This window comes from Thalassorhabdomicrobium marinisediminis (assembly GCF_003072065.1).
Taxonomy (GTDB): Bacteria; Pseudomonadota; Alphaproteobacteria; order Rhodobacterales; family Rhodobacteraceae; genus Octadecabacter; species Octadecabacter marinisediminis.
Genome location: NZ_QCYG01000007.1, coordinates 178,113 through 199,306, shown reverse-complemented (window position 1 = coordinate 199,306; position 21,194 = coordinate 178,113). Strand labels below are relative to the sequence as shown.

The window sequence follows — 21,194 nt, the reverse complement described above, 5'->3', positions numbered from 1 at the left end:
TACGCCAAAGGCGGAGGGTTTATGCCGTATATCCTGAAAGAACTTGCTGCGTCGCTGGGGGCCGAGACCCTTGGCGACGCGTCGCTTGAGGTGCAGCGTCTGGCCGAACCGCTGGAAGCGGGCGCGGATGACCTTGCACTGGCCGTGGCCCCGAAGTTCGCCGAACAGCTCAAAGCGTCGCGCGCGCGGGCGGCGGTGGTTTGGGCCGGGGCCGATCTGGCAGACTTGGGGCTTGAGGGGGCCATCGTGGCGCCGCGGGGCCGCTTGGCCATGGCCGGGCTGACCCGCGCCATGGACGACGATCCCGCCTTCGCCCATGCAACCGGCATCCACCCCAGCGCGGTAATCGATCCCAGCGCCACCATCGGCCTCGGCGCGCAGATCGGGCCGTTCGTGGTGATCGGCGCGGGCACGCGGATCGGCGCAGGCGCGCGCGTCGCCCCCCATGTCAGCATCTGCGCGGAGGTGGTGATCGGCGACGATGCGACCCTGCATGCGGGCGTGAAAATCGGCCCCCGCGTGCGGATCGGCGACCGTTTCATCGCCCAGCCCGGGGTGGTGATAGGCGGCGACGGGTTCTCTTTCACAACCGAAGGGCCGAGTAACGTGGAGCGGGCCATACGGCAGCGCCGGGGCGCGCCGCTTGAGCCTACGGTCGGAACCTGGCACCGCATTCACTCCCTCGGCGGGGTCGAGATCGGCGACGATGTTGAGGTTGGCGCCAATTCCACCATCGACGCAGGCACCATCCGCGCCACGCGCGTAAGCAACGGCGTGAAGATCGACAACCTTGTGCAGGTGGGCCACAACGTCGTGCTGGGGCCGGACTGCCTGCTGTGCGCGCAGGCGGCGGTGGCCGGCTCTTCGGTGCTGGGGGCCCGGGTGATCCTTGGCGGCAAGGCCGGCGTGGGCGACAACCTGACTCTGGGGCGCGACGTGGTCGCAGGCGGCGGGGCGGTGATCCTTGCCGACGTGCCGGACGGGATTTTCGTCTCGGGCCATCCGGCCTTGCCGACCCACGAACACCGCGCCGCGCAGAAGGCGTTGCGTCGCTTGACCCGACAATAGCGGTTCCAAAAGACGGCGCGGCGCATTACATCGGACCCAAAGACAGGCAACAGGACAACCCGAAAAGATGAGCATCGAACGTCAGGTTATTGAGATCATTGCCGAACAGGCCTTGCTCGCCCCGTCGGACGTGACCCGTGACGCCACGCTGGCCGAGCTTGGCGTCGACAGTCTGGGGCTGGTGGAGAGTATTTTCGCCATCGAAGAGGCGTTCGATATCTCGGTGCCGTTCAACGCGAACGAGCCTGAGGCCAGCGAATTCGACATTTCTACCGTCGGCAGCATCGTCGATGCCGTCGAACAGCTTGTGAAAGAGCAGAAGTGAAACGGGTCGTCATCACCGGCGCGGGCACGATCAATGCTTTGGGCCATAACGTGCCCACGACGCTGCAAGCGATGCAGGACGGTGTCTGCGGCATCGGTCCGCTGGACATCCGCGACGTCGACCGGCTCTCGGTCAAGATCGGCGGACAGGTTACAGGATATGACGAGGCCGCGCATTTCAATCGCCAGCAGATCAGCCTGTACGACCGTTTCACCCAGTTCACGCTTCTGGCCGCGAAACAGGCCATCGACGCGGCGGGGCTGAGCTTTTCCGGCGATCTGGCCGACCGCTCCGGCGTGGTGCTGGGCACCTCGGGCGGGGGGCTGAACACGCAGGACGAGAATTATCGCGCGGTCTATGAAGAGGGGAAGAACCGCGTGCACCCCTTCATCGTGCCCAAGCTGATGAACAACGCGGCGGCGTCGCATGTGTCGATGCAATACAACCTGCGCGGCCCCACGTTCACCGTCGCCACGGCCTGTGCCTCATCCAATCACGCCATGGGGCAGGCGTTTGCCCTGATCCGCAGCGGCATGGCCGACGTGATGGTCACCGGCGGATCGGAATCGATGCTTTGTTTCGGCGGCGTGAAGGCCTGGGAAGGGCTGCGCGTGATGTCCAAGGACGCTTGCCGCCCGTTTTCCGCCACCCGCAATGGCATGGTTCAGGGCGAAGGCGCGGGCGTCTTCGTGTTTGAAGAACGCGACCATGCGCTCAAACGCGGCGCGGAGATTTTGGCCGAAGTGGCGGGCTTTGCCATGTCATCGGACGCCAGCGACATCGTCATGCCCAGCAAGCAGGGGGCCGCACGGGCGATCGCGGGTGCGCTCAAGGATGCGCGGCTTGCCCCCTCGGACGTGGGCTATATCAACGCCCATGGCACGGGCACGGCGGCCAATGACAAGACCGAATGCGCGGCGGTGGCCGATGTCTTCGGTGCCCATGCGGACCGGCTGATGATGTCGAGCACGAAGTCCATGCACGGGCATCTGATCGGCGGCACCGGCGCGGTCGAGCTTCTGGCCTGCATCATGGCGCTGCGCGACGGGATCGTGGCCCCCACCATCGGATATGAGGAACCGGACCCGGAATGTGCGCTGGACGTGGTGCCGAACACCGCGCGAGAAGCGACGGTCACGGCCACCCTGTCCAACGCCTTCGCCTTTGGCGGCCTCAACGCGGTGATCGCACTCACCGCCGCCTGAACGCAAAACGCCGCCCCGAAAAGGGGCGGCGCTTGCGTCGTCAGGTTATCCCGTCCGAAGGATTATTCGGAAATTGCATCATAGGCGGCGGTGAAGCCGGACAGTGACATGGTCACCGTCACCGACTGGTCCGGGGCTGCGGCGGGCACCATGGTCAGCGTCGCCTGATTGCCGCGACGGAACTGGTTCACGTCCTGTTGCGTCAGGCCCAGACGGGTCACGCAGCCGCCGGGGTTGCAGAAGTTGAACGGGAACTTACGCACCTGACCGCTGTCCACGCGCAGGGAAAGCTGCTCGGTCAACAGGGTTTCCAGCGGCACCACGATGGTCGCACCGGCCACGGCCTGACCGGCGTCGGGCAGGGCCACGATGGCGATTTCCGCGACCGAGTTGCCCTCGGCATCATTGAGAAGCTGATACATCTGGCAGGGGTCTTCGCCTTCTTCGACCTTCAGGCACCGCTCGGCCCAGTCGCTGTGCACGGCCTTGAGGTATTGCTGACCGGGCTGGGGTTCGGCGGGCGCTTCATCCGCAGCCTCGGCCGGTTCGGCGGCGTCGGTCTCGGCGGCTTCCGTTCCGTCGGTCGTTGCGCCGTCCGTCTCAGTCTCTTCAGCCGCCGGGGCTTCGACCTCGGCTGTCTCGGCTGCCGGGGCCGTCTCTTCCGTGGCGGGGGCGGTTTCGCCTGCCTCTTGCGCGACGGCGGGGGTGATCAGCAGGCCGGACAGGGCCAGCGCCGACAGGGTAAGGGTGAACGGGGTGCTCGGTGACGTCATAAGGTGTTCCATTTCAATCGGTTGCCATGCGCGAATGCGCTTTGGCGCTGATGTAGCACGGAGGAGCAGGTCTGTCAGGGTGAAAGCGCACTTCGGCGACGGCTTGCCGATCGCCCGCGGCCAGCAGCGGGCGTAAACCCGTGGTCACATCCCCGGCGCACCATAGAAAAAGGGCCCGCAAAGGCCCTTCTTCCACTTCTCCCTATCGGACTTGTCCGACTTATTAAGGGGAAGCTACGAAACGCACGGCCATGCGTCAACAGGGCGCAGCACCTGCGACCGGAAACAATGCATTCCCATTGACAATTAAGGAAAAATTTACCCACGCGGCGACAAAAAAACCGCGCCGCAGAGCGAATCTGGGGCGCGGCAAGTCTGACAGGGAGGAAATATCGAACCGGCCGGAGGACATTCCACGGTCCGATACGAATATACTGGCCCGAAAGGGTTAAGGATGTATTTTGAACGCAGAAAAAATTTCACGACGGGGCAAGCACATGGGCGACGGGATTTTCATCGGGGGCGGCGGGCCGGGCTATTCGGACCCGCAAACCCTGCAATACCAATATGCCAACCGGCACGGGCTGATCGCCGGGGCGACGGGCACCGGCAAGACCGTCACGCTGCAAATCCTCGCCGAAGGGTTCTCCGCGGCGGGCGTTCCGGTGTTCCTGTCGGACGTGAAGGGGGACCTGTCCGGGCTGGCCAAGGCGGGCTCGGAGACCTTCAAGCTGCATGAGGCCTTCACCAAACGGGCCAACACCATCGGGCTCGATCTGACCTATGACAGTTTTCCGGTCACCTTCTGGGACCTTCTGGGCGAACAGGGCCACCCGATCCGCACCACGGTGGCCGAGATGGGGCCGCTGCTGCTGTCCTCGCTTCTTGGCCTGTCCGAGGCGCAAGAGGGGGTGTTGAACGTGGCCTTCCGGGTCGCCGATGAAGAGGGTTTGCCGCTGCTGGATCTTGAGGATCTGCAGGCGCTGCTGGTCTGGGTCGGCCAGAACGCCCGCGATCTGTCTCTGCGCTACGGCAACGTGGCCACGTCTTCGGTGGGCGCGATCCAGCGGCAATTGCTGGTGCTGGAAAATCAGGGCGGCGCCGGGCTGTTCGGCGAACCGGCGCTGGACCTGCACGACATGATCCACACCGGGGCTGACGGGCGCGGGCGGATCAACATCCTCGCTTCCGACCGGCTCATGGCGTCGCCCAAGCTTTATGCGACCTTCCTGTTGTGGCTCTTGTCGGAGCTGTTCGAGGAACTGCCCGAGGTCGGCAACCCGGATAAGCCCAAGCTAGTGTTCTTTTTTGATGAGGCGCACCTGCTGTTCGATGACGCGCCGAAAGCGCTCGTGGACAAGGTCGAACAGGTGGCCCGTTTGATCCGCTCCAAGGGCGTCGGGGTCTATTTCATCACCCAGCATCCGGCAGACGTGCCCGAGGATGTGCTGGGCCAGCTGGGCAACCGTGTGCAGCACGCGCTGCGGGCCTTCACCGCCAACGATCAGAAGGCCCTGAAACAGGCGGCGCAGACCTACCGGCCCAACCCCGACTTCGACACGGCAGAGGCCATCCGCGAGGTGGGCACAGGCGAGGCGGTGACGTCGATGCTTTTGGACAAGGGCGTGCCGGGGATCGTTGAGCGCACGCTGATCCGCCCGCCGTCGTCGCAACTGGGTCCGATCACCGTCGACGAACGCGCGGCAATCATGGCGGCCTCGCCCATGGCCGGGAAATATGACGCCCGCCTTGACCGCGAATCCGCCGCCGAAATGCTGGCGAAACGTGCTGATGAGGCGGCGAAGGCGGCGGCGGAGGCAGAGGCCGAGGAAGAGCGGCTGGAGCAGGAGGAACGCGAGTTCCGCAAAGCCCGGCGCTATAGCGGCCGCAAGGTGTCCCGCTCCACCAGCCGCCGCTCGACCACGGAGAGCTGGGGCGGCGCGCTGGCCTCGGCCGTCACCAAAGAGCTCAAGGGCACCACCGGTCGCCGCATCGTGCGCGGCATTCTTGGCGGGTTGTTCCGGGGGCGGTGAGCGCGGCGCCGCTTCTGGCCGCGTTGCTGCGCATCGGCGGCTTGGGCGCGGTGCTCGCGGCGCTGTCCGAACTGTGGTTCTATCCGGTCACCCTGACCGGCCACAGTCTGGCGCTGGTTCTGTTCTACGGACCGCTGGCCTATACCGCATGGCTCGCCGCGGCCCGCTGCGGCATCGCCACATGGGCGGGCGGGGTCTGGGCGGCCTGTCTGTTCGGCTTCCTGATCGAAGGCGTGCCGGTAACGGTGCTTTATGAAGCGGTGCCCTTCACGATTTTCTGGACCTCCATCGGCTGGCACGCGGTGATCTCGGTCGCCCTTGGCCTGTGGGCGTTCCGCTGGATTACCGCGACCCGCAGCTTTGGCACCGGACTTCTGGCCTGCGCCGCGCTCGGGGCCTATCTGGGCGGTTTCGCCGTCGAGATGTGGTCGCTGGGCGAGGGCGGTGGCCCTTGGGTCTGGACGCCCACGGGCGAGGTCGCGCGGCAGATGCTCGCGGGCTGGGTGATGTTCGCGGGCGGGCACTTGCTGCTGGATCAGGCGGCGCGGTATCCCGTTCGCCCCGCGCGGGGCGAGTTTTGGGTCTTCGCCACGCTCACGGCCTTGGCCTATGGGGTCGGCATCCTCGTGCCGGTCTTCCCGATGTCCCTGCTGTTGCCGGTCCTGGTGGCACTGGCGCTTTGGCTGATGCGGCGGGACGGGCAGGGCACGCGCGGCGCGCCGATGGTGGCGCGCGCCTCGGCGGTGCGGGTGCCGCCCGCGGGCTACGCTGCCTCGTTCGCGATCCCCGTGGCGGCAATCGGCACCTATCATCTTTTGTCCATGTGGGATCTGCGGCTCGAATCCGCGGCGATCCATGTCCTGCTGGTGGGGCCAATGGCGCTTATCGTGCTGGCTTGGGCAACGCTGCGTTGCCTGACCGGCCCGAAAGCCCCTTAGGACAGGGGCGTGATCTTCAGTTCGGACACGCGGTTTTCTTCCTTGGCAAGCACTTCGAACCGGAAGCCGTGGAAGCTGAACACCTGACCGACCATCGGGATCATCTGCGCTTCGTGGATCACCAGCCCCGCAACGGTGTTCGCCTCGTCATCGGGCAGGGCCCAATCGGCGGCGCGGTTGAGGTCGCGGATCGTCATCGAGCCTTCGACGCGGTAGCCGCCGTCCTCCTCCATCTCGAGCCCGTTGTCGTCGTCGGTGTCGTGCTCGTCGGTGATCTCGCCCACGATCTCTTCAAGAATGTCCTCAAGCGTGATCAGACCCTGCAGGATGCCGTATTCATCCACCACCAGCGCAAAGTGCGTGTTGCGCGCCAGAAAGCGGCGCATCTGGTCGTCAAGGGTCGTGGTCTCGGGCACGAAATAGGGTTTCATCGTCACGGTGAGGATGTCGAAATCCGCCATCTCCTCGGGCTCGATCCGCCCGTCGGCCAGCATCCGGTGCATGGCCCGCAACAGGTCCTTGGCATGCAGCACGCCGACGATGTTTTCGGGCTCGTCACGGTAGAGCGGCAGGCGCGTGTGGCTGCTTTCAAGGCACAGACGCAGGATTTCGCCCGCGGGCAGGGCGGCGTCGATCATCTCGATCTCGGTGCGGTGCAGCATCACCTCTTCCACAGTGCGCTCCGCCAGATCAAGGGCGCCAAGGATGCGGTCGCGATCCTCTTTCTCGACCACGCCCTCGGAATGGCCCAGTTGCAACGCGCCGGCGATCTCTTCGCGCACGGCAAGAATGTTGCTGTCAGGGTCGGTCTGCACCCCCACAAGCCGCAAGACACCGCGCACCAGAACCCGCACGAAGGACACCACGGGGGCGAAAATCGTCACGATGATCGAAATGGGCCGCGCGGCGAAGCTGGCCGCCCGTTCGGGGTTGGTGATGGCATAGGTCTTGGGCAGCACCTCGGCGAAGATCAGAACCAGCGTGGTCATGATGATCGTCGCCAGCGCGACGCCGTTTTCTCCGAACAGGCGCAGGAACAGCGTCGTCGCCAGCGATGTGGCCAGAATGTTGACAAGGTTGTTGCCCAGCAGCACCGATCCGATCAGCCGTTCCTGATCCTCGGTCACATCCACCGCCCGCTGCGCGCCTTTGTCGCCCTTGTCCGCATTGGCCCGCAGCTTGCCGCGGGACGCGGCGGTCAGCGCGGTTTCCGAGCCGGAAAAGAAGCCCGAAAGCACAAGAAGAAACAGGATCGCACCGGCGGTGGTCCAGAACACAGCATCAAGCATCAGGGGTCACTTTGGTCATTGGCCGTTCACAAACATTGCACGGTTATGTAGGGGGTTTGGCTGGCGATCAAGCCTTGGTCAGTCGTCACGGGGTCCGCTTTGCGCCAGGGGGTGATGCTCAAGCACGAGGTCCTTGAGCCGCGCGTCCAGCACATGGGTATAGATTTCCGTCGTCGCCACATCCGCATGGCCCAGAAGCGTCTGGATCGAGCGCAGGTCCGCGCCACCGGCCAGAAGGTGGGTCGCGAAAGCGTGGCGCAGGGTGTGCGGCGTGACCTTGGCGGGCGGCACTCCGGCGGCGACGGCAAGGTCCTTGATCAGATTGAAGAACGCTTGCCGCGTCAGATGGCCCAGCTTGCCGCGGGACGGGAAAAGGAACAGCGACCGCGCCTTGCCGGCTTGTACGGCCGCGTCTTCTCGGGTGTCACGTTCCGCCAGCCAGTCGGCCACTGCCGCGCGGGCAGGGGGCGACAGCGGCACCATGCGTTCCTTGCCGCCCTTGCCGCGCACCAGCAACATGCGCGGATCGCCCCGCGCCGCTGAGACCGGAAGCGAGACAAGCTCGCTCACCCGCATGCCGGTGGCATAGAGCAGCTCCATCAGGCAGGTCGCCCGCAGCGGCTCTTTCGGCGCGTTGCGCGCGGCGGCAAGTAAGGCGTCCACCTCCTCGTGACTCAGCGTCTTGGGCAGGCGTTTGTCGCGTCCAGGGCCGGAAATCTGGATTGCCGGATTGTCCTCGCGCCAGCCTTCCTCAAAGGCGAAGCGGAACAATTGCTTGATCGCCGAGAGCCGCCGCGCGCGGGTGGATTTTGCCAGCCCCTGCGCGTCGCAATAGATCAGGAAGCGTTCCACCTGCGACCGGGTCACATCCTTGAAATGCCCGTGCAGCCAGTCGGAAAACGCCGCCAGATCACGGGCATAGGCCAGTTGCGTGTTGGTGGCCGCGTCCAGCTCGGCGGCCTGCGCCTCAAGAAAGGCCTGTATCCAATGGCTGTTGGGCTGGTCGGCGGCGCTCATGTCAGCAGAAGATATTGCAAGGCGATGCGGCGGGCGTAATCCTCAAGCCCCAGCGCGCGCAGGGTGGCAAAGCCCGCGCGGAACGCCTGTTCGTCGCCGTCGATCCCCTGTTGCAGCGTGGCCAGCGTCCTCAGGATCGCCTCTCCGCTGCGGCCGTCACGAGCGATGTCCAGCATGTCGGGCAGCGGCTCGGCGGCGAAGGCCGACTGCACCAGCGCATAGCCCGCACGGGTCGCCCGCGCGTCCGCGGGATCACCCCGCGCGACGCCGGCCAGAAACGGATCAAGCGCGGCAAACCCTTCGACGAGGGCGGCATCCTCGTATTTCTCGGACAGAAGCAGCAGCCGGAACACATCCACATCGGGGGCAGGGTCGGCGGCGAGCACGCGCGGCCCGTAGTATTGCGCAAGCGGAACGATCACGCCCACGTCGGTCGCTTCCTCCCACAGGGTGGCGACGGCATCAGCCGGATCGCGGTTGGCGGTGAGCGCGCCGTCAAGCGCGGCCACCGCACGGGTGCGTTCCCAGACCCCGCCCGAGGCGGCAGGCTGGCGCTTGGTGTAAAGCCCCACAAGCGTGTTGGGCGCGATGGCCCCGGCGCGGGCGAGCCGTTCGGCCGCCTCAAGCTGGGCCTTCCAGCCCACGTTCGGGCGCAGGTCCGCATGGGCAAAAGCACGATGCAAACCCTGCGTCGGCAAGGGCTCTCCGATGGCTTCGAACATGCGGAAGGTCAGCGGCGTCATCGGGTCCGGTTGCACCAGCGCATCCTCGGCATCGAACAGGTCCGGATCAAGAAAGCGGGTCAGCAGATCGCCGGTCGCCGTGTCGATGTCGCCCAGCGCCAGACCGGTGTTGAGCGTCAGCGCCGCCGCCGGCCAATCCCCCCGCCGTGCAAGGCAGAAGATCTGCGCCGCAGGGGTCGGGGCGATGTGGGGCGTGTCTGACAGCGCACGGCACGCCGCGTTCTCGGTCCCGGTCAGCAGCGAGACATCGAACCAGCGGCGGAACATCTCGGGGCTGTCGGGGCCTGCGGCCTCAAGCAGGGCCTGCGCCGCTTCCAGCGCGCCGAGGTCCAGCAGTTTGTCGATCCGCGCCTGCAGGAAAGTCTGCGCTTCGGGCGCCAGCCGCGGCGGGTTGGCGCGCGCCAGCGCGAGCGTGGCGATCAACTCTTGCAGGGCGGGCAGGGTGTCGATGTCCTGTGCCAAAAGCAGATTGGCGAGCACCTCAGGCTCGCTGTTTTCCCAAAGCGCGTCGGGCAGGCCGGTGGTGGCCGACCCCAGCAACCCGATCGCCCGTGGCGCGGGGCCACCCAAGGGGCGCACATCCACATCGGGCGATGTTGCATCCTCGGTGACCGGCGCCTCATCCGCGTCGGGGACGCGGTTCGGCTGGGTCGCGCCGCGCGGGCTGATGACCAGAACCTCGGGCTGCTCAACGCTTTCCGACAGCCAGTCGATGGCCGACAGGGGGCGCTCCTCCTCCGTCTGGGCGAAAGCCGGAGCAGTGCACAGGATCAGAAAGGACGCGACAGCGCCGGACCGGATCATCAGTCTGTCCCCAGCGTGACCGGCTTGACGACCTCTTGCACGGGGGCTGCGAAATCCTCGGGCATGAAAATCGGCCCAACATAGGCGAACGCGATGAACCCGATGACCGCAAGCACCGCCACCACAAAAAGAAACTTCATCAACCGCCACATATCGTCTGCCCCACCTTCGCCTGTATTTATCGCGCCACGGATGCGCGGCCTTATTGCCGCTTGTCCATCGGTTATATATGTCCCTTTAGGCAAGATCACGCCACCGCTTGCGGAAAATTTTCCACTCGGCGGGGTGTGGCCGATACCACAGCGGTGCCGCGCGATGAATCGGGGCGAAACGGGACAGAACGGGCGGAACGGGGGCGGCAATGGCCGAGCGGACAGAGGGGCAACAGGGGGCGGCGGGCTATGTGCTGCACCGCACGGTCGTGCTGGTGGGGATGATGGGATCGGGCAAGACCGCCATCGGGCGCTGTTTGGCGCAGCGGCTTGGTGTGGCCTACATCGATTCCGACGCCGAGATCGAGGCCGCCGCCAATGCCACCATCGGCGAAATCTTCGCCCGCGACGGTGAGCCTTTCTTTCGCGACCGCGAGGCCGAGGTGATCGCCCGTCTGCTCAAATCCGAGCCTTGCGTGCTGTCCACTGGCGGCGGGGCCTATCTGGCCGAGCGCAACCGCGCGGTCATTTCCGCGCGCGGCGTTGCCGTGTTGCTGGATGCGGACCTTGATCTGCTCTGGGAACGGGTGCGCCACAAGGACACCCGCCCGCTGCTGCGCACGGCCAACCCGCGCGCAACGCTGGCCGAGATTTTCACGGCCCGCGCGCCGATCTATGCCAAGGCCGAGCTGCGCGTGCTGGCCGACCCCGCCTATTCCATTGACGAGATGACCGATGCGGTGCTTGAGGTGCTTGCCACCCGCCCCGATGTGCTGGAGCCTGAGACATGAGCCGAACCGAAACCCGAATCGCGGCGCCCCGCGCCGTGACCGTCGCCGTGGACCTGCCCGGCCGCGCCTATGAGGTGCAGATCGGCCACGGGTTGCTGGCCGACGCGGGCGCACGGATCGCGCCTTTCTTGTCCCGCCAGCGGGTGGTGATCGTCACCGAGGCGACCGTCGCGGGCCTGCACCTGGAGGCTTTGCAGGCCGGGTTGACGACGGCGGGCATCGCCTCGGAGGCGCTGGTCCTGCCGCCCGGAGAGGCCACGAAAAGCTGGCGCTATCTGGAACAGACCGTCGAATGGCTTCTGGCGCAGAAGGTTGAACGCGGCGATGTCGTCGTGGCCTTCGGCGGCGGCGTGATCGGCGATCTGGTGGGATTCGCCGCCGCCACCGTGCGGCGCGGCGTGCGTTTCGTGCAAATCCCGACCTCGCTTCTGGCACAAGTGGACAGTTCCGTGGGCGGCAAGACGGGGATCAACTCTCCGGCGGGCAAGAACCTGATCGGCGCGTTCCACCAGCCCACGCTGGTGCTGGCCGATGTGGCGCTGCTCGGCACGCTCACCGCGCGGGATTTTCTGTCGGGCTATGGCGAGGTGGTGAAATACGGGCTTCTGGGGGACGCGGATTTCTTCGAATGGCTTGAGGCGCGCGGGCCGCAGCTTGCGGCGGGCGACGTTGATCTGCGCATTGAAGCGGTGCGCCGTTCGGTGCAGATGAAGGCCGACATCGTCGCGCGGGACGAGACCGAACAGGGCGACCGCGCGCTGCTGAACCTCGGCCATACTTTCTGTCACGCGCTCGAGGCCGCGACCGGCTATTCCGACCGCCTGTTGCACGGAGAGGGCGTCGCCATCGGCTGTGCGCTGGCCTTCGAGCTGTCCGCGCGTCTGGGGCTGTGCAGTCAGGAAGAGCCGAGCCGCGTGCGGGCGCATCTGACGGCCATGGGGATGAAGACCGACCCCACGGACATCGCCGGAGAGCTGCCGGACGCCGAGGCGCTGCTGGCGCTTATGGCGCAGGACAAGAAGGTGGTGGATGGGCAGCTCCGGTTCATCCTCGCACGGGGGATTGGCGCGGCGTTCGTGGCCTCGGATGTGCCGCAAGACCAAGTGTTGCAGGTTCTGCGCGACGCCTTGCGCGGGGCCTGAGGTCGGGTGGTGCGGATCGGATGGGCCTTGCCCATCCGACAAGCGCGCCTGCGGCGCGCTTTCAGGTATTTGGGAACCAGAGAAGCGGGGGGCGGGGCAGGCTTGCTGGCGTGGTTCGGTGCCTTGTGGGCGGATATGGAAACGGGGCCAGGCTGGACCTGACCCCGTTGGACTGTTGGTCGATGGGTGGCTTAGAACGGGATTTCGTCGTCCATGCCACCGCCGCCACCTTGCCCGCCGCCGTAGCCGCCGCCCTGATCGCCACCGCCGTAGCCGCCGCCGCTGCCACCACCGTAGCCGCCCTGATCGCCGTAGCCGCCGGGCTGGCCGCCGCCGCCACCGCCGCCGTCACGACCGTCGAGCATGGTCAACTCGCTCCGGAAGGGGCGCAGCACGACCTCGGTGGAGTAGCGGTCCTGACCGGATTGATCTTGCCATTTACGAGTCTCAAGCTGACCTTCGATATAGACCTTGGAGCCCTTGCGCAGATAATTCTCGGCTACGCGCACCAAGGGCTCGGAAAAAATCGCGACGGAATGCCATTCGGTTTTTTCGCGCCGCTCACCAGTGTTCTTGTCTTTCCAGCTTTCCGAGGTGGCGATCCGCAGGTTGCAGACCTTGCCGCCGTTCTGGAAGCTGCGCACTTCCGGGTCGCGCCCCAGGTTCCCGATGATCATGACCTTGTTGAGTGAACCTGCCATTGTGGCGTCTCCTGTCGATTCCTGCGTTTGATTTGATCCCTGTTACAGCAGCGGGCCTTTGGCGGAAAGGGTGATTGGGGGCCGGGGGTGCTGTGCGCCGCTTATTCGTCGCGGCCTGCGTCCTGGGGCGTCGTTCGGCCGATCTTGTAGATTTGCGGAAGGTAGGCGATGTGCATATCCCAGCCGGTAAAGCCCGGTTTCGCATGCCGGTAGAGCAGCCGCCAATAGGGCTGCAGCGTGACTGCGTCCTCGGTCAGGATTGTCTGGATTTTCGCCATGACCTCGCGCCGCTTGTCTGCGTCCGCGATGGCGTTCGCCTCATCCAGCAGGGCGTCGAACTCGGGGTTGCTGTAGCCGAACTCGTTCCAGGGCGCGCCGCTGCGATAGGCCAGGCTCAGGATCTGGGTGCCCAGCGGGCGGTGGTTCCAGTTGGTCGAGGAAAACGCATAGTCCTTCCAGTTGGCGCGGTAGGTCGCACTGGGAACGATGGTGCGTTTGACGGTGAATCCCGCGTCGCGCAGTTGTGCGGCGACGGCATCGGTGGTGTTCCGGCGCCAGTCGTCATCGATCGAGGTGATCTCCATCTCGAAGCTCGCCATCCCGGCCTCTTCCAGCAGGGCCAGCGCCGCCGCCGGGTCATGGTCGATCTTCGGCACATCGGCATATTCGGGATGCATCGGCCCCACGTGCTGGTTGCGCGCGACGCGGCCCCGGTCGGCGTAGCCCAGCTCAAGGCAGACCTCATTGCTGACCGCCATGGCGATGGCCCGGCGCACGCGCACGTCCGCATAGGGGCGGATTCCATCCACCTCGGCGGTCTGGTTGGGGCGGATCACGATGGTCGCCCCCGAGGCCACTTCCGAGCCTTCCAGCCCGATGCTCTCGGCCACCTCGACGAATTCGCCCACGGTCTCATAAAGCATGTCGACCTCGTCAGCGGCCGCTGCGGCGATCCATGAGGACGGATCGGTGCCGTAATCGAGGTATTCGATCCGGTCGAGGTAGGCGCCCTTGCCAGCGTCGTAGCCCCACCAGTCGTGATCCTCGTTGCGCACCAGCACCGCACGCTGGCCCGGTTCGACCGCCTCGGGCAGGTAGGGGCCGGTGCCGACGGGGGTGCTGGCCGGATCGTCGCGGTCGATAGAGCTGTGATAGATCGCCGCCGGATAGTCGGACATGCCCGCAATCAGCGTAATGTCGGGGGCGGGCAGGTGCAGCATGACCGTGTGACGGTCGGCAACCTCGATGGCACCGGCGCGGGCGCGGCCGCTTTCGGGGTCGATCAGCGCGGCGAAGCGCCCCGCCATGGAATTGCCCGGCGCGTGGGTGTCGCACCAGTCGCTCAGCACCCGCGCCACATCCTCGGCGGTGAACGGATCGCCGCTGTTCCAGGTCACGCCCTGTCGCACGTTCAACGTGTATTCGGTGGCGTTGTCGTTAACCTCCCATCCCGAAAGCAGCATCGGCTCAAAGGTGCCGTCGGAGTTGTATTCCACCAGATATTCCAGCCATCCGGCGGTGATATAGGCCATCTGCGTCCAGTCGAAGGCGCGGGGGTCTTTCAGGGCGCGCACCTCCATCTGCATCCGCAGGGTGCCGCCCCGAAGCGGGGTCGCGGCTGCGGCGGGCCGGGGCAGGCCGAGCAACCCGTAGGCGGCCAGACTGCTCGCGCCCAAAGCCGTCGCCCGGGTAAGAAACTCGCGCCGTGAGATCTTGCCCGCGGTCGCATCCGCAAGACAGGTGGCGATGGCCGGGTGCAAGGGCCCTGTGCCGGGCGCTGTGATGCTCATTCCTGTTCCCCCAAAAGACGGCCCTCCGGTGGAGCGGATGTAGCCCGTCGTGCAAACCGTCAATGGCCGCGAGATCGAAGTCGCGCGTTGCGGCAAAGGTTGGCATGGCCGCTGGCAGGCGGCAACCGGAAAGCCGCGCCTTTACGGGTTTGTGAGACTTCGGGCCTCAAAACCGGGTGCGCCTCCCTCGCGGCTGCGAAAGGCGCTCGGGGTCAGCCCGGTGCGCGACTGGAAGGCACGGGTGAAATAGGCGGCCGAGCCGAAGCCAAGCCCGGCGGCGATGCGGTTCACTGGCGTCTTGCTGTCGCGCAACATCACGCGCGCTTCATGGAGCACGCGGTCATTGAGCAGACGCAGGGCCGATTTCCCGCAGGTCGCCTTGCAACAGCGTGTGAGGTGTGTGGGTGTCACGCCTAGCTGCGCTGCATACGCCGCCACGCCCTGCGCGCTGCGAAAATCCCGTTCGATCAGGTCCGTATAAGCAGCCACGAGGCGCGCCGCAGCCGTGTCCGCGCGCCGATCGACCGCTTCGGCCGGGCGGGCCTGCATCTGGCGGTCGAAGAAGATCGAAAGCAAGCCCAGTTGATAAAGCGCCGCGCGGTCGTGGCCCGGCAGGTCCGAGGAAAGCTCACGCTCGAGCGCATCCAGATGCCCGGCCAACTGCTTTTGCACGGGCACGTCCCGCAGGCGCAGATGCACCGGCGCATCCGGCCAGTCGCTGGCCATCGCCGCGGGAATGGTCAGCATCTGGCCAAAGACCGTCGGGCCGACCTCAAGGCCGTGCATCACCCGGGCGGGCACGTAAATCAGGTTGTTGGCGCCATAGCCGGCCGTCAGCCCCGCCACGGTGATGCGGCCTTGCCCACGGGCGATGAAGATCAGCCGCGGGGCGCTGTGGGCGCGCATCGCCTCGAACCGCCAACGGCTCTGGGTTCGGGTCTGGGCGATGGGTGTCAGGGTCAGCCGGTGGGGTGAATCCAAGGTCATGGCGCGTGTCCCGTTCAGGTTCGATTGGGACAAGTTTTGCGGGCAAGAGGCTGCAAATCAACGAAAATAAATCGTTTATGTGTCAGCGTCCACATCTGGTAGCGGCACGATCCGCCACCGCTTCATACGGGACCGCAGCCACGTCCGCTGCCGCTTGGCGTATTGCCGCGAAGCGACGATCACGGCCTCTCGGACCGAATCGAGCGTGGCCTCTCCGCGCACCAGATCGATCATCTCGCGCGCGCCGATGGCCTTGGAGGCAGGGGCGGCCGGGTCCCATGTCGGCTCCATCGCACGGGCCTCGGCCTGTGCTCCGGCGGCGAGCATCAGGTCGAACCGCGCCGCGATCCGCGCATTCAGCCAGTCCACCTGCGGCGACAGCGCCAGCGGGGTGCAGCGCTCCAGCGGAAGCAGCGGCGGCGGGGTCGCGGCCTGCCAATCGGTGATGCTGCGCCCGGTGCTGGCCTGCACCTCCCACGCGCGCTGCACCCGGGCGCGGTTGTTGAGGTCAATGGCCCCGCGGGTGGTGCCGTCAAGGGCGGCAACCAGATCGGGCAGGGGCATCGCATCCGCCCTTGTGCGCACCTCGGGCGGGGTCGCCGGGATCTCGGCCAGCCCCTCGGTCAGCGCGGTGAAATAAAGCCCCGTGCCGCCGACGATCACCGGATTGCCCGCGCCCAGAAACGGGGCCACGTCGCGCAGCCAGTCGCCCACGGAATAGGGCGCATCCACGGGCAGGTGCCCATAGAGGTGATGCGGCACCTGCGCGCGGTCCTCCTCGGGCGGTTGCGCGGTCAGGATCGGCCAGCCGCGATAGACCTGCAGCGCGTCGGCGTTCACCACCGCGCGTCCCTGCGCCACAGCGATCCGCAGCGCCAGCGCCGACTTGCCCGAGGCGGTCGGCCCGAAGATCAGCACCGGTTTGCCGGGGTCGATTGTCCTGAGGTCAAGCATCACATGTCCCATTGCACCTTGGCCCCTTTTGCGACATTTTGCGGCGAACGCAAAGCAGCTTAGGGGCCCACAATGTCAGAGACCGAATCCGTCGCCTATAAAAGGGTCATGCTGAAAATTTCGGGTGAGGCTTTGATGGGCGATCAGGGGTTCGGGCTGCATCCACCGACGGTCGAACGCATCGCCCGCGAGGTGCAGAGCGTGCACAAGCTGGGCGTCGAGATCTGCATGGTGATCGGCGGCGGCAACATCTTTCGCGGGCTACAGGGCTCGGCGCAGGGGATGGAGCGGACAACCGCCGATTACATGGGCATGCTTGCCACGGTGATGAACGCGCTGGCGATGCAGTCGGCGCTCGAAGGGCTCGACATCCACACGCGGGTGATTTCCGCGATCACCATGAACGAGGTGGCCGAACCCTACATCCGCCGCCGCGCCGTGCGCCACCTTGAGAAGAAGCGGATCTGCATCTTCGCTGCGGGCACCGGCAACCCCTATTTCACCACCGACACTGCCGCCACGCTGCGCGCCTCCGAGATGTCGTGTGAGGCGATCTTCAAGGGCACCAAGGTCGATGGCGTCTATGACAAGGATCCCGCGAAGTTCCCCGACGCCGTGCGCTACGAGACGATCACCTATGATGAGGTTCTGGCCCAGCACCTTGGCGTGATGGACGCCAGCGCCATCGCCCTTGCGCGGGAAAACTCCCTGCCGATCGTGGTGTTCAGCCTTGATGACGAAGGCGGGTTCAAGGGCATCCTCGACGGCTCGGGCACCTCGACCACGGTGCGCGACTAGGCCGCACCGGCTGCCCGTCACACAGCGACTTCGCCCCGTGGGTGCGCCCTGCGGGACAGCCTGCGGGGCACAATTTGCCACGGCTTCTATACAAACGCGGTGCGTTGCAGGTATATGGGGCCAAACCAGTCAAGAAGAGCAGCACTATGTCAGATGATTTCATTCTAGATACCGACGATTTGCAGCGCCGTATGGAGGGTGCGATCGCCAACCTGCGGACCGAGTTCGCCTCCTTGCGGACCGGGCGGGCCTCGGCCTCCATGCTTGAGCCGGTGATGGTCGACGCCTACGGCTCGCTCACCCCGATCAACCAGGTTGGCACGGTCAACGTCCCCGAGCCGCGCATGGTCACGATCAACGTCTGGGACAAGAGCCTTGTGGGCAAGGTCGAAAAAGCCATCCGCGAAAGCGGGCTGGGCATCAACCCGCAGCTCAACGGCACGATCATCATGCTGCCGATTCCCGAGCTCAACGAAGAGCGGCGGCGTGAGCTGACGAAGGTGGCCGGCACCTATGCCGAGAACGCCCGCGTCAGTATCCGCAACGTGCGCCGTGACGGGATGGACCAGATCAAGAAGGCCAAGGCCGACGGCATGTCCGAGGACGACCAGAAGTTCTGGGAAACCGAGGTGCAGGACCTGACCGATACTTTCATCAAGCGGGTGGACGACCAGCTCGAAACCAAACAAGCCGAGATCATGCAGGTTTGACCCGCCATCTTTGAAAAGGTCCAGTGGACCTTTTCGGCGGGTCAAAGGGCGAAGCCCCGGATGAACCCGCCATCTTTGAAAAGGTCCAGTGGACCTTTTCGGCGGGTCAAAGGGCGAAGCCCCGGATGAACCCGCCAACTTGGAAAAGGTCCAGTGGACCTTTTCGGCGGGTCAAAGGGCGCAAGCTCCGCGTCGGGCGGGGCGCGGTTGAAACGAGTGAAGCGGGGGCCGGAGTATGGCCAGAGACAAGACAAAGACATCTAAGGTCACAGAGCCGACAACAGGGCCGGAACACGTGGCGATCATCATGGATGGCAACGGCCGCTGGGCACAGATGCGCGGGCGGCCACGGCTTTTCGGGCATCATGCGGGCGCCAAACGGGTGCGCGAGATCGTCGAAGCCTGCCCGGACGTGGGCGTCAAGTATCTGACAATCTTCGCCTTTTCGACCGAGAACTGGAAACGCACCCAGACCGAGGTCGCCGGGTTGATGAAGCTGTTCCGCCGCTACATCCAGCGCGAGGCCCGCGACCTGCTGGCGCGCGGCGTGCGCGTGCGCTTCATCGGCGACCGCGTGCGGCTTGACGGCAAGCTGGTCAACCTGATGGACGAGCTTGAGCTTCTGACCGCTGGCAACGACAAGGTGCACCTGACCATTGCGCTCAACTACGGCGGTCAGGACGAAATCGCCCGCGCCACCAAGCGGCTGGCCTATGACGTGGCGCAGGGGCGGCTGGCGCCCAAGGACATCAACGAAGAGACCTTGCCAAAATACCTCGACACCTGCCTGCTGCCCGACCCCGATCTGGTGATCCGCACCAGCGGCGAGGCGCGGATTTCGAACTTCCTGCTCTGGCAATCGGCCTATGCGGAATATGAATTCATCGACACGCTCTGGCCCGATTTCACCGCCGAGGTCTTCGGCCGTGTGCTGGCGGGGTTCAAGGCGCGGGATCGCCGGTTCGGCGCGGTGACGGTCTAGCATGGCCCTTGAGACACGCGGCAACTGGGACGATTTGAAGGTCCGTCTGGCCTCGGGCGCGGCGATGGCCGCCGTGGGCGTGGGCGCGATCATTCTGGGCGGCGTCTGGTTCCAGATGCTCGCCGTATTCGTGACCGCCGTGATGGTCTGGGAATGCTGGATCATGATCCGCGGGGCCTCTCCGACGTCGGGGATGCTGCTGGCGGCGGCGGTGGCTTCGATCCTGTCGGCGCAGGTCTTCGGCGCGGCGCTGGATACGGAATTCGTGCTGCTGTTCCTTGTGGTGCCGATCATCGGCGCGCTGGTGCTCAAACGGGAACGGGTGACCTTTTTCATCTTCGCGCTGGCGGTGCAGATCGCCGGCTACGGGCTGGTGCATTTCCGCATCGACTACGGCTTCACCTGGCTGATCTGGCTGGTCTCCATCGTGGTGGTGACCGACATTGCCGGTTATTTCGCAGGCAAATCCATTGGCGGGCCGAAATTCTGGCCTGCGGTCAGCCCGAAAAAGACCTGGAGCGGGACCATTGGCGGCTGGGTCGGCGCAGCCCTTGTCGGCGCTATTTTCATGTCCTTCACCAATGCCAACTGGACGATCATCGTGATTTCCGTGGTCATCAGTTTCGCGGGCCAGATGGGCGACATCGCCGAAAGCGCGCTGAAACGGCGGCAGGGGGTCAAGGACAGCTCGACCCTGATCCCCGGCCACGGCGGGCTGTTTGACCGCTTCGACGCGCTGCTGGGTGCGGCCTTGTTCATGCTTTTCGTGGCGCAGACCTTCAACGTGCCCGGCGTTGCCTTCTGATGACCGGGATGCGGCGACGGATCAGCATTTTCGGGGCCACCGGTTCCATCGGGCAAAGCACGCTTGATCTGGTGCGCCGCCGGCCCGACGACTTCCACGTGGTAGCCCTGACCGGCGCGCGCAACATCGCGCAATTGATCCAAGACGCCAAAGCCGTGCGGGCCGAAGTTGCCGTGACGTCCGATCCATCGCGGCTGGCCGAGCTGCGCGACGGGCTGGCGGGCACGGGCATCGCCGCCGCCGCCGGTGACGCCGCGCTGATCGAGGCCGCCGCCCGGCCTGCGGATTGGGTCATGTCGGCCATCGTCGGCGTCGCGGGCCTCGCGCCGGGGTTGGAAGCCCTGCGCCACGGCACGACGCTGGCGCTCGCCAACAAGGAATCGCTGGTCACGGCGGGGCCGCTTCTCATGCAGACGGCGCGCGAGCACGGGGCCACGATCCTGCCCGTGGATTCCGAGCATTCCGCCGTGTTTCAGGCTTTGATCGGTGAGGATATCCGCGCCGTGGAGCGTATCATCATCACCGCCAGCGGCGGGGCCTTCCGCGATCGGCCCCTGTCGGACCTCGATCACGTCTCGGTGGCCGAAGCCTCGCAACATCCCAACTGGAACATGGGCCAGCGGATCACCATCGACAGCGCGACCATGTTCAACAAGGCGATGGAACTTATTGAAACGAAAGAGTTCTTCGAGGTTGGCCCGGACCGGATCGAAACCATCGTGCATCCCGAAAGCCTGATCCATGCGCTGGTGGGCTTCAACGACGGCGCGCTTATGGCCCATGTGGGCCCGCCGGACATGCGCCACGCCATCGGCTTCGCGCTGAACTGGCCCGAGCGGCGCACGCTGCCGGTCGAGCGGCTGGATCTGGCGAAAATCGGACAGTTGAACTTCCGCGCCCCCGATCCGGCCCGCTACCCCGCCCTTGGCCTTGCGTCGCGTGTCATGCACGAAGGCGGGCTCACGGGTGCTGTGTTCAATGCCGCCAAGGAACAGGCGCTGGATCTGTTCATCGCGGGGCAGTGCCGTTTCACCGACATGGCGCGGATGGTTGACAGGACCGTTGACGTGATGTTGACCCGTCACCGGCTGCAAAATGCCACGATCACCTTGGACAATGTGCGCGACGTCGATGCCGAGGCCCGCGCCCGCACCTGCGAAGATCGCGCCAACACAAAGGGCTGAACC

General features: G+C 65.7%; 21 protein-coding genes. 12 read left to right on the top strand and 9 right to left on the bottom strand.

The window, feature by feature from the left end:
* Nucleotides 1-21: 21 nt before the first annotated feature.
* The 3 genes from DC363_RS12300 to DC363_RS12290 all read left to right on the top strand — a co-directional run bounded on the left by DC363_RS12300 (nt 22) and on the right by DC363_RS12290 (nt 2,598).
* Entirely contained in the window at nt 22-1,068 is a 1,047-nt protein-coding gene (locus DC363_RS12300; RefSeq protein ID WP_108641458.1) for a UDP-3-O-(3-hydroxymyristoyl)glucosamine N-acyltransferase, read from the top strand.
* A 67-nt stretch (nt 1,069-1,135) separates the two neighbouring features.
* Complete coding sequence (locus tag DC363_RS12295; RefSeq protein WP_108641457.1) at nt 1,136-1,393, top strand: acyl carrier protein; 258 nt, start codon at nt 1,136-1,138, stop codon at nt 1,391-1,393.
* Entirely contained in the window at nt 1,390-2,598 is a 1,209-nt protein-coding gene (locus DC363_RS12290; RefSeq protein WP_108641456.1) for a beta-ketoacyl-[acyl-carrier-protein] synthase family protein, read from the top strand. Before DC363_RS12295 ends, DC363_RS12290 begins: the two co-directional genes overlap by 4 nt.
* A gap of 62 nt (nt 2,599-2,660) precedes the next feature.
* Here the strand turns inward: DC363_RS12290 and DC363_RS12285 are convergent, their stop codons facing one another.
* Nucleotides 2,661-3,371, bottom strand: a complete 711-nt coding sequence (locus DC363_RS12285; protein WP_108641455.1) for an invasion associated locus B family protein — start codon at nt 3,369-3,371, stop codon at nt 2,661-2,663.
* Nucleotides 3,372-3,868: 497 nt separating this feature from the next.
* Between DC363_RS12285 and DC363_RS12280 the strand changes: the two genes are divergently transcribed.
* Together DC363_RS12280 and DC363_RS12275 are read left to right on the top strand one after the other, a co-directional pair.
* A complete protein-coding gene (locus DC363_RS12280) occupies nt 3,869-5,404 on the top strand; it encodes a helicase HerA-like domain-containing protein (protein WP_108641454.1) in 1,536 nt (511 codons plus the stop codon).
* The gene (locus tag DC363_RS12275; RefSeq protein ID WP_108641453.1) at nt 5,401-6,342 is read left to right on the top strand and encodes a hypothetical protein; all 942 of its coding nucleotides are present in this window, start codon (nt 5,401-5,403) and stop codon (nt 6,340-6,342) included. The genes DC363_RS12280 and DC363_RS12275 overlap by 4 nt, the downstream gene beginning before the upstream one ends.
* Here the strand turns inward: DC363_RS12275 and DC363_RS12270 are convergent.
* The 4 genes from DC363_RS12270 to DC363_RS16975 form a co-directional block, all read right to left on the bottom strand.
* Nucleotides 6,339-7,631, bottom strand: coding sequence for an HlyC/CorC family transporter (locus DC363_RS12270; RefSeq protein WP_108641452.1), 1,293 nt, complete (start codon nt 7,629-7,631; stop codon nt 6,339-6,341). The two genes, DC363_RS12275 and DC363_RS12270, sit on opposite strands and share 4 nt — an antisense overlap.
* Before the next feature lie 78 nt (nt 7,632-7,709).
* Entirely contained in the window at nt 7,710-8,648 is a 939-nt protein-coding gene (locus DC363_RS12265; RefSeq protein WP_108641451.1) for a site-specific tyrosine recombinase XerD, read from the bottom strand.
* Nucleotides 8,645-10,195, bottom strand: a complete 1,551-nt coding sequence (locus DC363_RS12260; RefSeq protein ID WP_108641450.1) for a hypothetical protein — start codon at nt 10,193-10,195, stop codon at nt 8,645-8,647. Before DC363_RS12260 ends, DC363_RS12265 begins: the two co-directional genes overlap by 4 nt.
* Nucleotides 10,195-10,335 (bottom strand): hypothetical protein, encoded by a 141-nt coding sequence (locus DC363_RS16975; protein WP_196778422.1) that lies wholly within the window; start codon nt 10,333-10,335, stop codon nt 10,195-10,197. The genes DC363_RS12260 and DC363_RS16975 overlap by 1 nt, the downstream gene beginning before the upstream one ends.
* Nucleotides 10,336-10,556: 221 nt before the next feature.
* On the opposite strand from DC363_RS16975, the gene DC363_RS12255 reads away from it, so the two are divergent.
* On the top strand, nt 10,557-11,138 hold the full coding sequence (locus DC363_RS12255) for a shikimate kinase (protein WP_108641449.1): 582 nt from the start codon (nt 10,557-10,559) through the stop codon (nt 11,136-11,138).
* Nucleotides 11,135-12,280 (top strand): 3-dehydroquinate synthase, encoded by a 1,146-nt coding sequence (aroB, locus tag DC363_RS12250; protein ID WP_108641448.1) that lies wholly within the window; start codon nt 11,135-11,137, stop codon nt 12,278-12,280. Before DC363_RS12255 ends, aroB begins: the two co-directional genes overlap by 4 nt.
* Nucleotides 12,281-12,471: 191 nt before the next feature.
* Here the strand turns inward: aroB and ssb are convergent, their stop codons facing one another.
* The 4 genes from ssb to miaA all read right to left on the bottom strand — a co-directional run bounded on the left by ssb (nt 12,472) and on the right by miaA (nt 16,724).
* Complete coding sequence (gene ssb / locus DC363_RS12245) at nt 12,472-12,981, bottom strand: single-stranded DNA-binding protein (protein WP_108641447.1); 510 nt, start codon at nt 12,979-12,981, stop codon at nt 12,472-12,474.
* 101 nt (nt 12,982-13,082) lie between these two features.
* On the bottom strand, nt 13,083-14,771 hold the full coding sequence (locus DC363_RS12240) for an ABC transporter substrate-binding protein (protein ID WP_108641446.1): 1,689 nt from the start codon (nt 14,769-14,771) through the stop codon (nt 13,083-13,085).
* A 141-nt stretch (nt 14,772-14,912) separates the two neighbouring features.
* Nucleotides 14,913-15,758, bottom strand: a complete 846-nt coding sequence (locus tag DC363_RS12235) for a helix-turn-helix transcriptional regulator (protein ID WP_108641445.1) — start codon at nt 15,756-15,758, stop codon at nt 14,913-14,915.
* 75 nt (nt 15,759-15,833) lie between these two features.
* Nucleotides 15,834-16,724: a tRNA (adenosine(37)-N6)-dimethylallyltransferase MiaA gene (gene miaA, locus DC363_RS12230; protein WP_241962993.1), complete on the bottom strand. Its 891-nt coding sequence runs from the start codon at nt 16,722-16,724 to the stop codon at nt 15,834-15,836.
* A gap of 60 nt (nt 16,725-16,784) precedes the next feature.
* Here miaA and pyrH point away from each other — a divergent pair, with 60 nt between their 5' ends.
* The 5 genes from pyrH (at nt 16,785) to dxr (ending at nt 21,191) form a co-directional block, all read left to right on the top strand.
* Entirely contained in the window at nt 16,785-17,510 is a 726-nt protein-coding gene (gene pyrH, locus DC363_RS12225) for a UMP kinase (protein WP_108641444.1), read from the top strand.
* Nucleotides 17,511-17,656: 146 nt separating this feature from the next.
* Nucleotides 17,657-18,220: a ribosome recycling factor gene (gene frr, locus DC363_RS12220; protein WP_108641443.1), complete on the top strand. Its 564-nt coding sequence runs from the start codon at nt 17,657-17,659 to the stop codon at nt 18,218-18,220.
* A 235-nt stretch (nt 18,221-18,455) separates the two neighbouring features.
* Complete coding sequence (uppS, locus tag DC363_RS12215; protein WP_108641442.1) at nt 18,456-19,202, top strand: polyprenyl diphosphate synthase; 747 nt, start codon at nt 18,456-18,458, stop codon at nt 19,200-19,202.
* A gap of 1 nt (nt 19,203) precedes the next feature.
* Nucleotides 19,204-20,007, top strand: coding sequence for a phosphatidate cytidylyltransferase (locus tag DC363_RS12210; protein ID WP_108641441.1), 804 nt, complete (start codon nt 19,204-19,206; stop codon nt 20,005-20,007).
* 8 nt (nt 20,008-20,015) lie between these two features.
* Nucleotides 20,016-21,191 (top strand): 1-deoxy-D-xylulose-5-phosphate reductoisomerase, encoded by a 1,176-nt coding sequence (dxr, locus tag DC363_RS12205; protein ID WP_108641541.1) that lies wholly within the window; start codon nt 20,016-20,018, stop codon nt 21,189-21,191.
* The last annotated feature ends 3 nt before the right edge of the window (nt 21,192-21,194 follow it).

Bases quoted from the DNA above. Each gene is read 5' to 3' on its own strand.
- DC363_RS12300 (WP_108641458.1), top strand. From the start codon at position 22: ATGCCGTATATCCTGAAAGAACTTGCTGCGTCGCTGGGGGCCGAGACC.
- DC363_RS12295 (WP_108641457.1), top strand. From the start codon at position 1,136: ATGAGCATCGAACGTCAGGTTATTGAGATCATTGCCGAACAGGCCTTG.
- DC363_RS12285 (WP_108641455.1), bottom strand. From the start codon at position 3,371: ATGACGTCACCGAGCACCCCGTTCACCCTTACCCTGTCGGCGCTGGCC.
- DC363_RS12280 (WP_108641454.1), top strand. From the start codon at position 3,869: ATGGGCGACGGGATTTTCATCGGGGGCGGCGGGCCGGGCTATTCGGAC.
- DC363_RS12270 (WP_108641452.1), bottom strand. From the start codon at position 7,631: ATGCTTGATGCTGTGTTCTGGACCACCGCCGGTGCGATCCTGTTTCTT.
- DC363_RS12265 (WP_108641451.1), bottom strand. From the start codon at position 8,648: ATGAGCGCCGCCGACCAGCCCAACAGCCATTGGATACAGGCCTTTCTT.
- DC363_RS12260 (WP_108641450.1), bottom strand. From the start codon at position 10,195: ATGATCCGGTCCGGCGCTGTCGCGTCCTTTCTGATCCTGTGCACTGCT.
- DC363_RS16975 (WP_196778422.1), bottom strand. From the start codon at position 10,335: ATGAAGTTTCTTTTTGTGGTGGCGGTGCTTGCGGTCATCGGGTTCATC.
- DC363_RS12255 (WP_108641449.1), top strand. From the start codon at position 10,557: ATGGCCGAGCGGACAGAGGGGCAACAGGGGGCGGCGGGCTATGTGCTG.
- aroB (WP_108641448.1), top strand. From the start codon at position 11,135: ATGAGCCGAACCGAAACCCGAATCGCGGCGCCCCGCGCCGTGACCGTC.
- ssb (WP_108641447.1), bottom strand. From the start codon at position 12,981: ATGGCAGGTTCACTCAACAAGGTCATGATCATCGGGAACCTGGGGCGC.
- DC363_RS12240 (WP_108641446.1), bottom strand. From the start codon at position 14,771: ATGAGCATCACAGCGCCCGGCACAGGGCCCTTGCACCCGGCCATCGCC.
- DC363_RS12235 (WP_108641445.1), bottom strand. From the start codon at position 15,758: ATGACCTTGGATTCACCCCACCGGCTGACCCTGACACCCATCGCCCAG.
- miaA (WP_241962993.1), bottom strand. From the start codon at position 16,724: ATGGGACATGTGATGCTTGACCTCAGGACAATCGACCCCGGCAAACCG.
- pyrH (WP_108641444.1), top strand. From the start codon at position 16,785: ATGTCAGAGACCGAATCCGTCGCCTATAAAAGGGTCATGCTGAAAATT.
- frr (WP_108641443.1), top strand. From the start codon at position 17,657: ATGTCAGATGATTTCATTCTAGATACCGACGATTTGCAGCGCCGTATG.
- uppS (WP_108641442.1), top strand. From the start codon at position 18,456: ATGGCCAGAGACAAGACAAAGACATCTAAGGTCACAGAGCCGACAACA.
- DC363_RS12210 (WP_108641441.1), top strand. From the start codon at position 19,204: ATGGCCCTTGAGACACGCGGCAACTGGGACGATTTGAAGGTCCGTCTG.
- dxr (WP_108641541.1), top strand. From the start codon at position 20,016: ATGCGGCGACGGATCAGCATTTTCGGGGCCACCGGTTCCATCGGGCAA.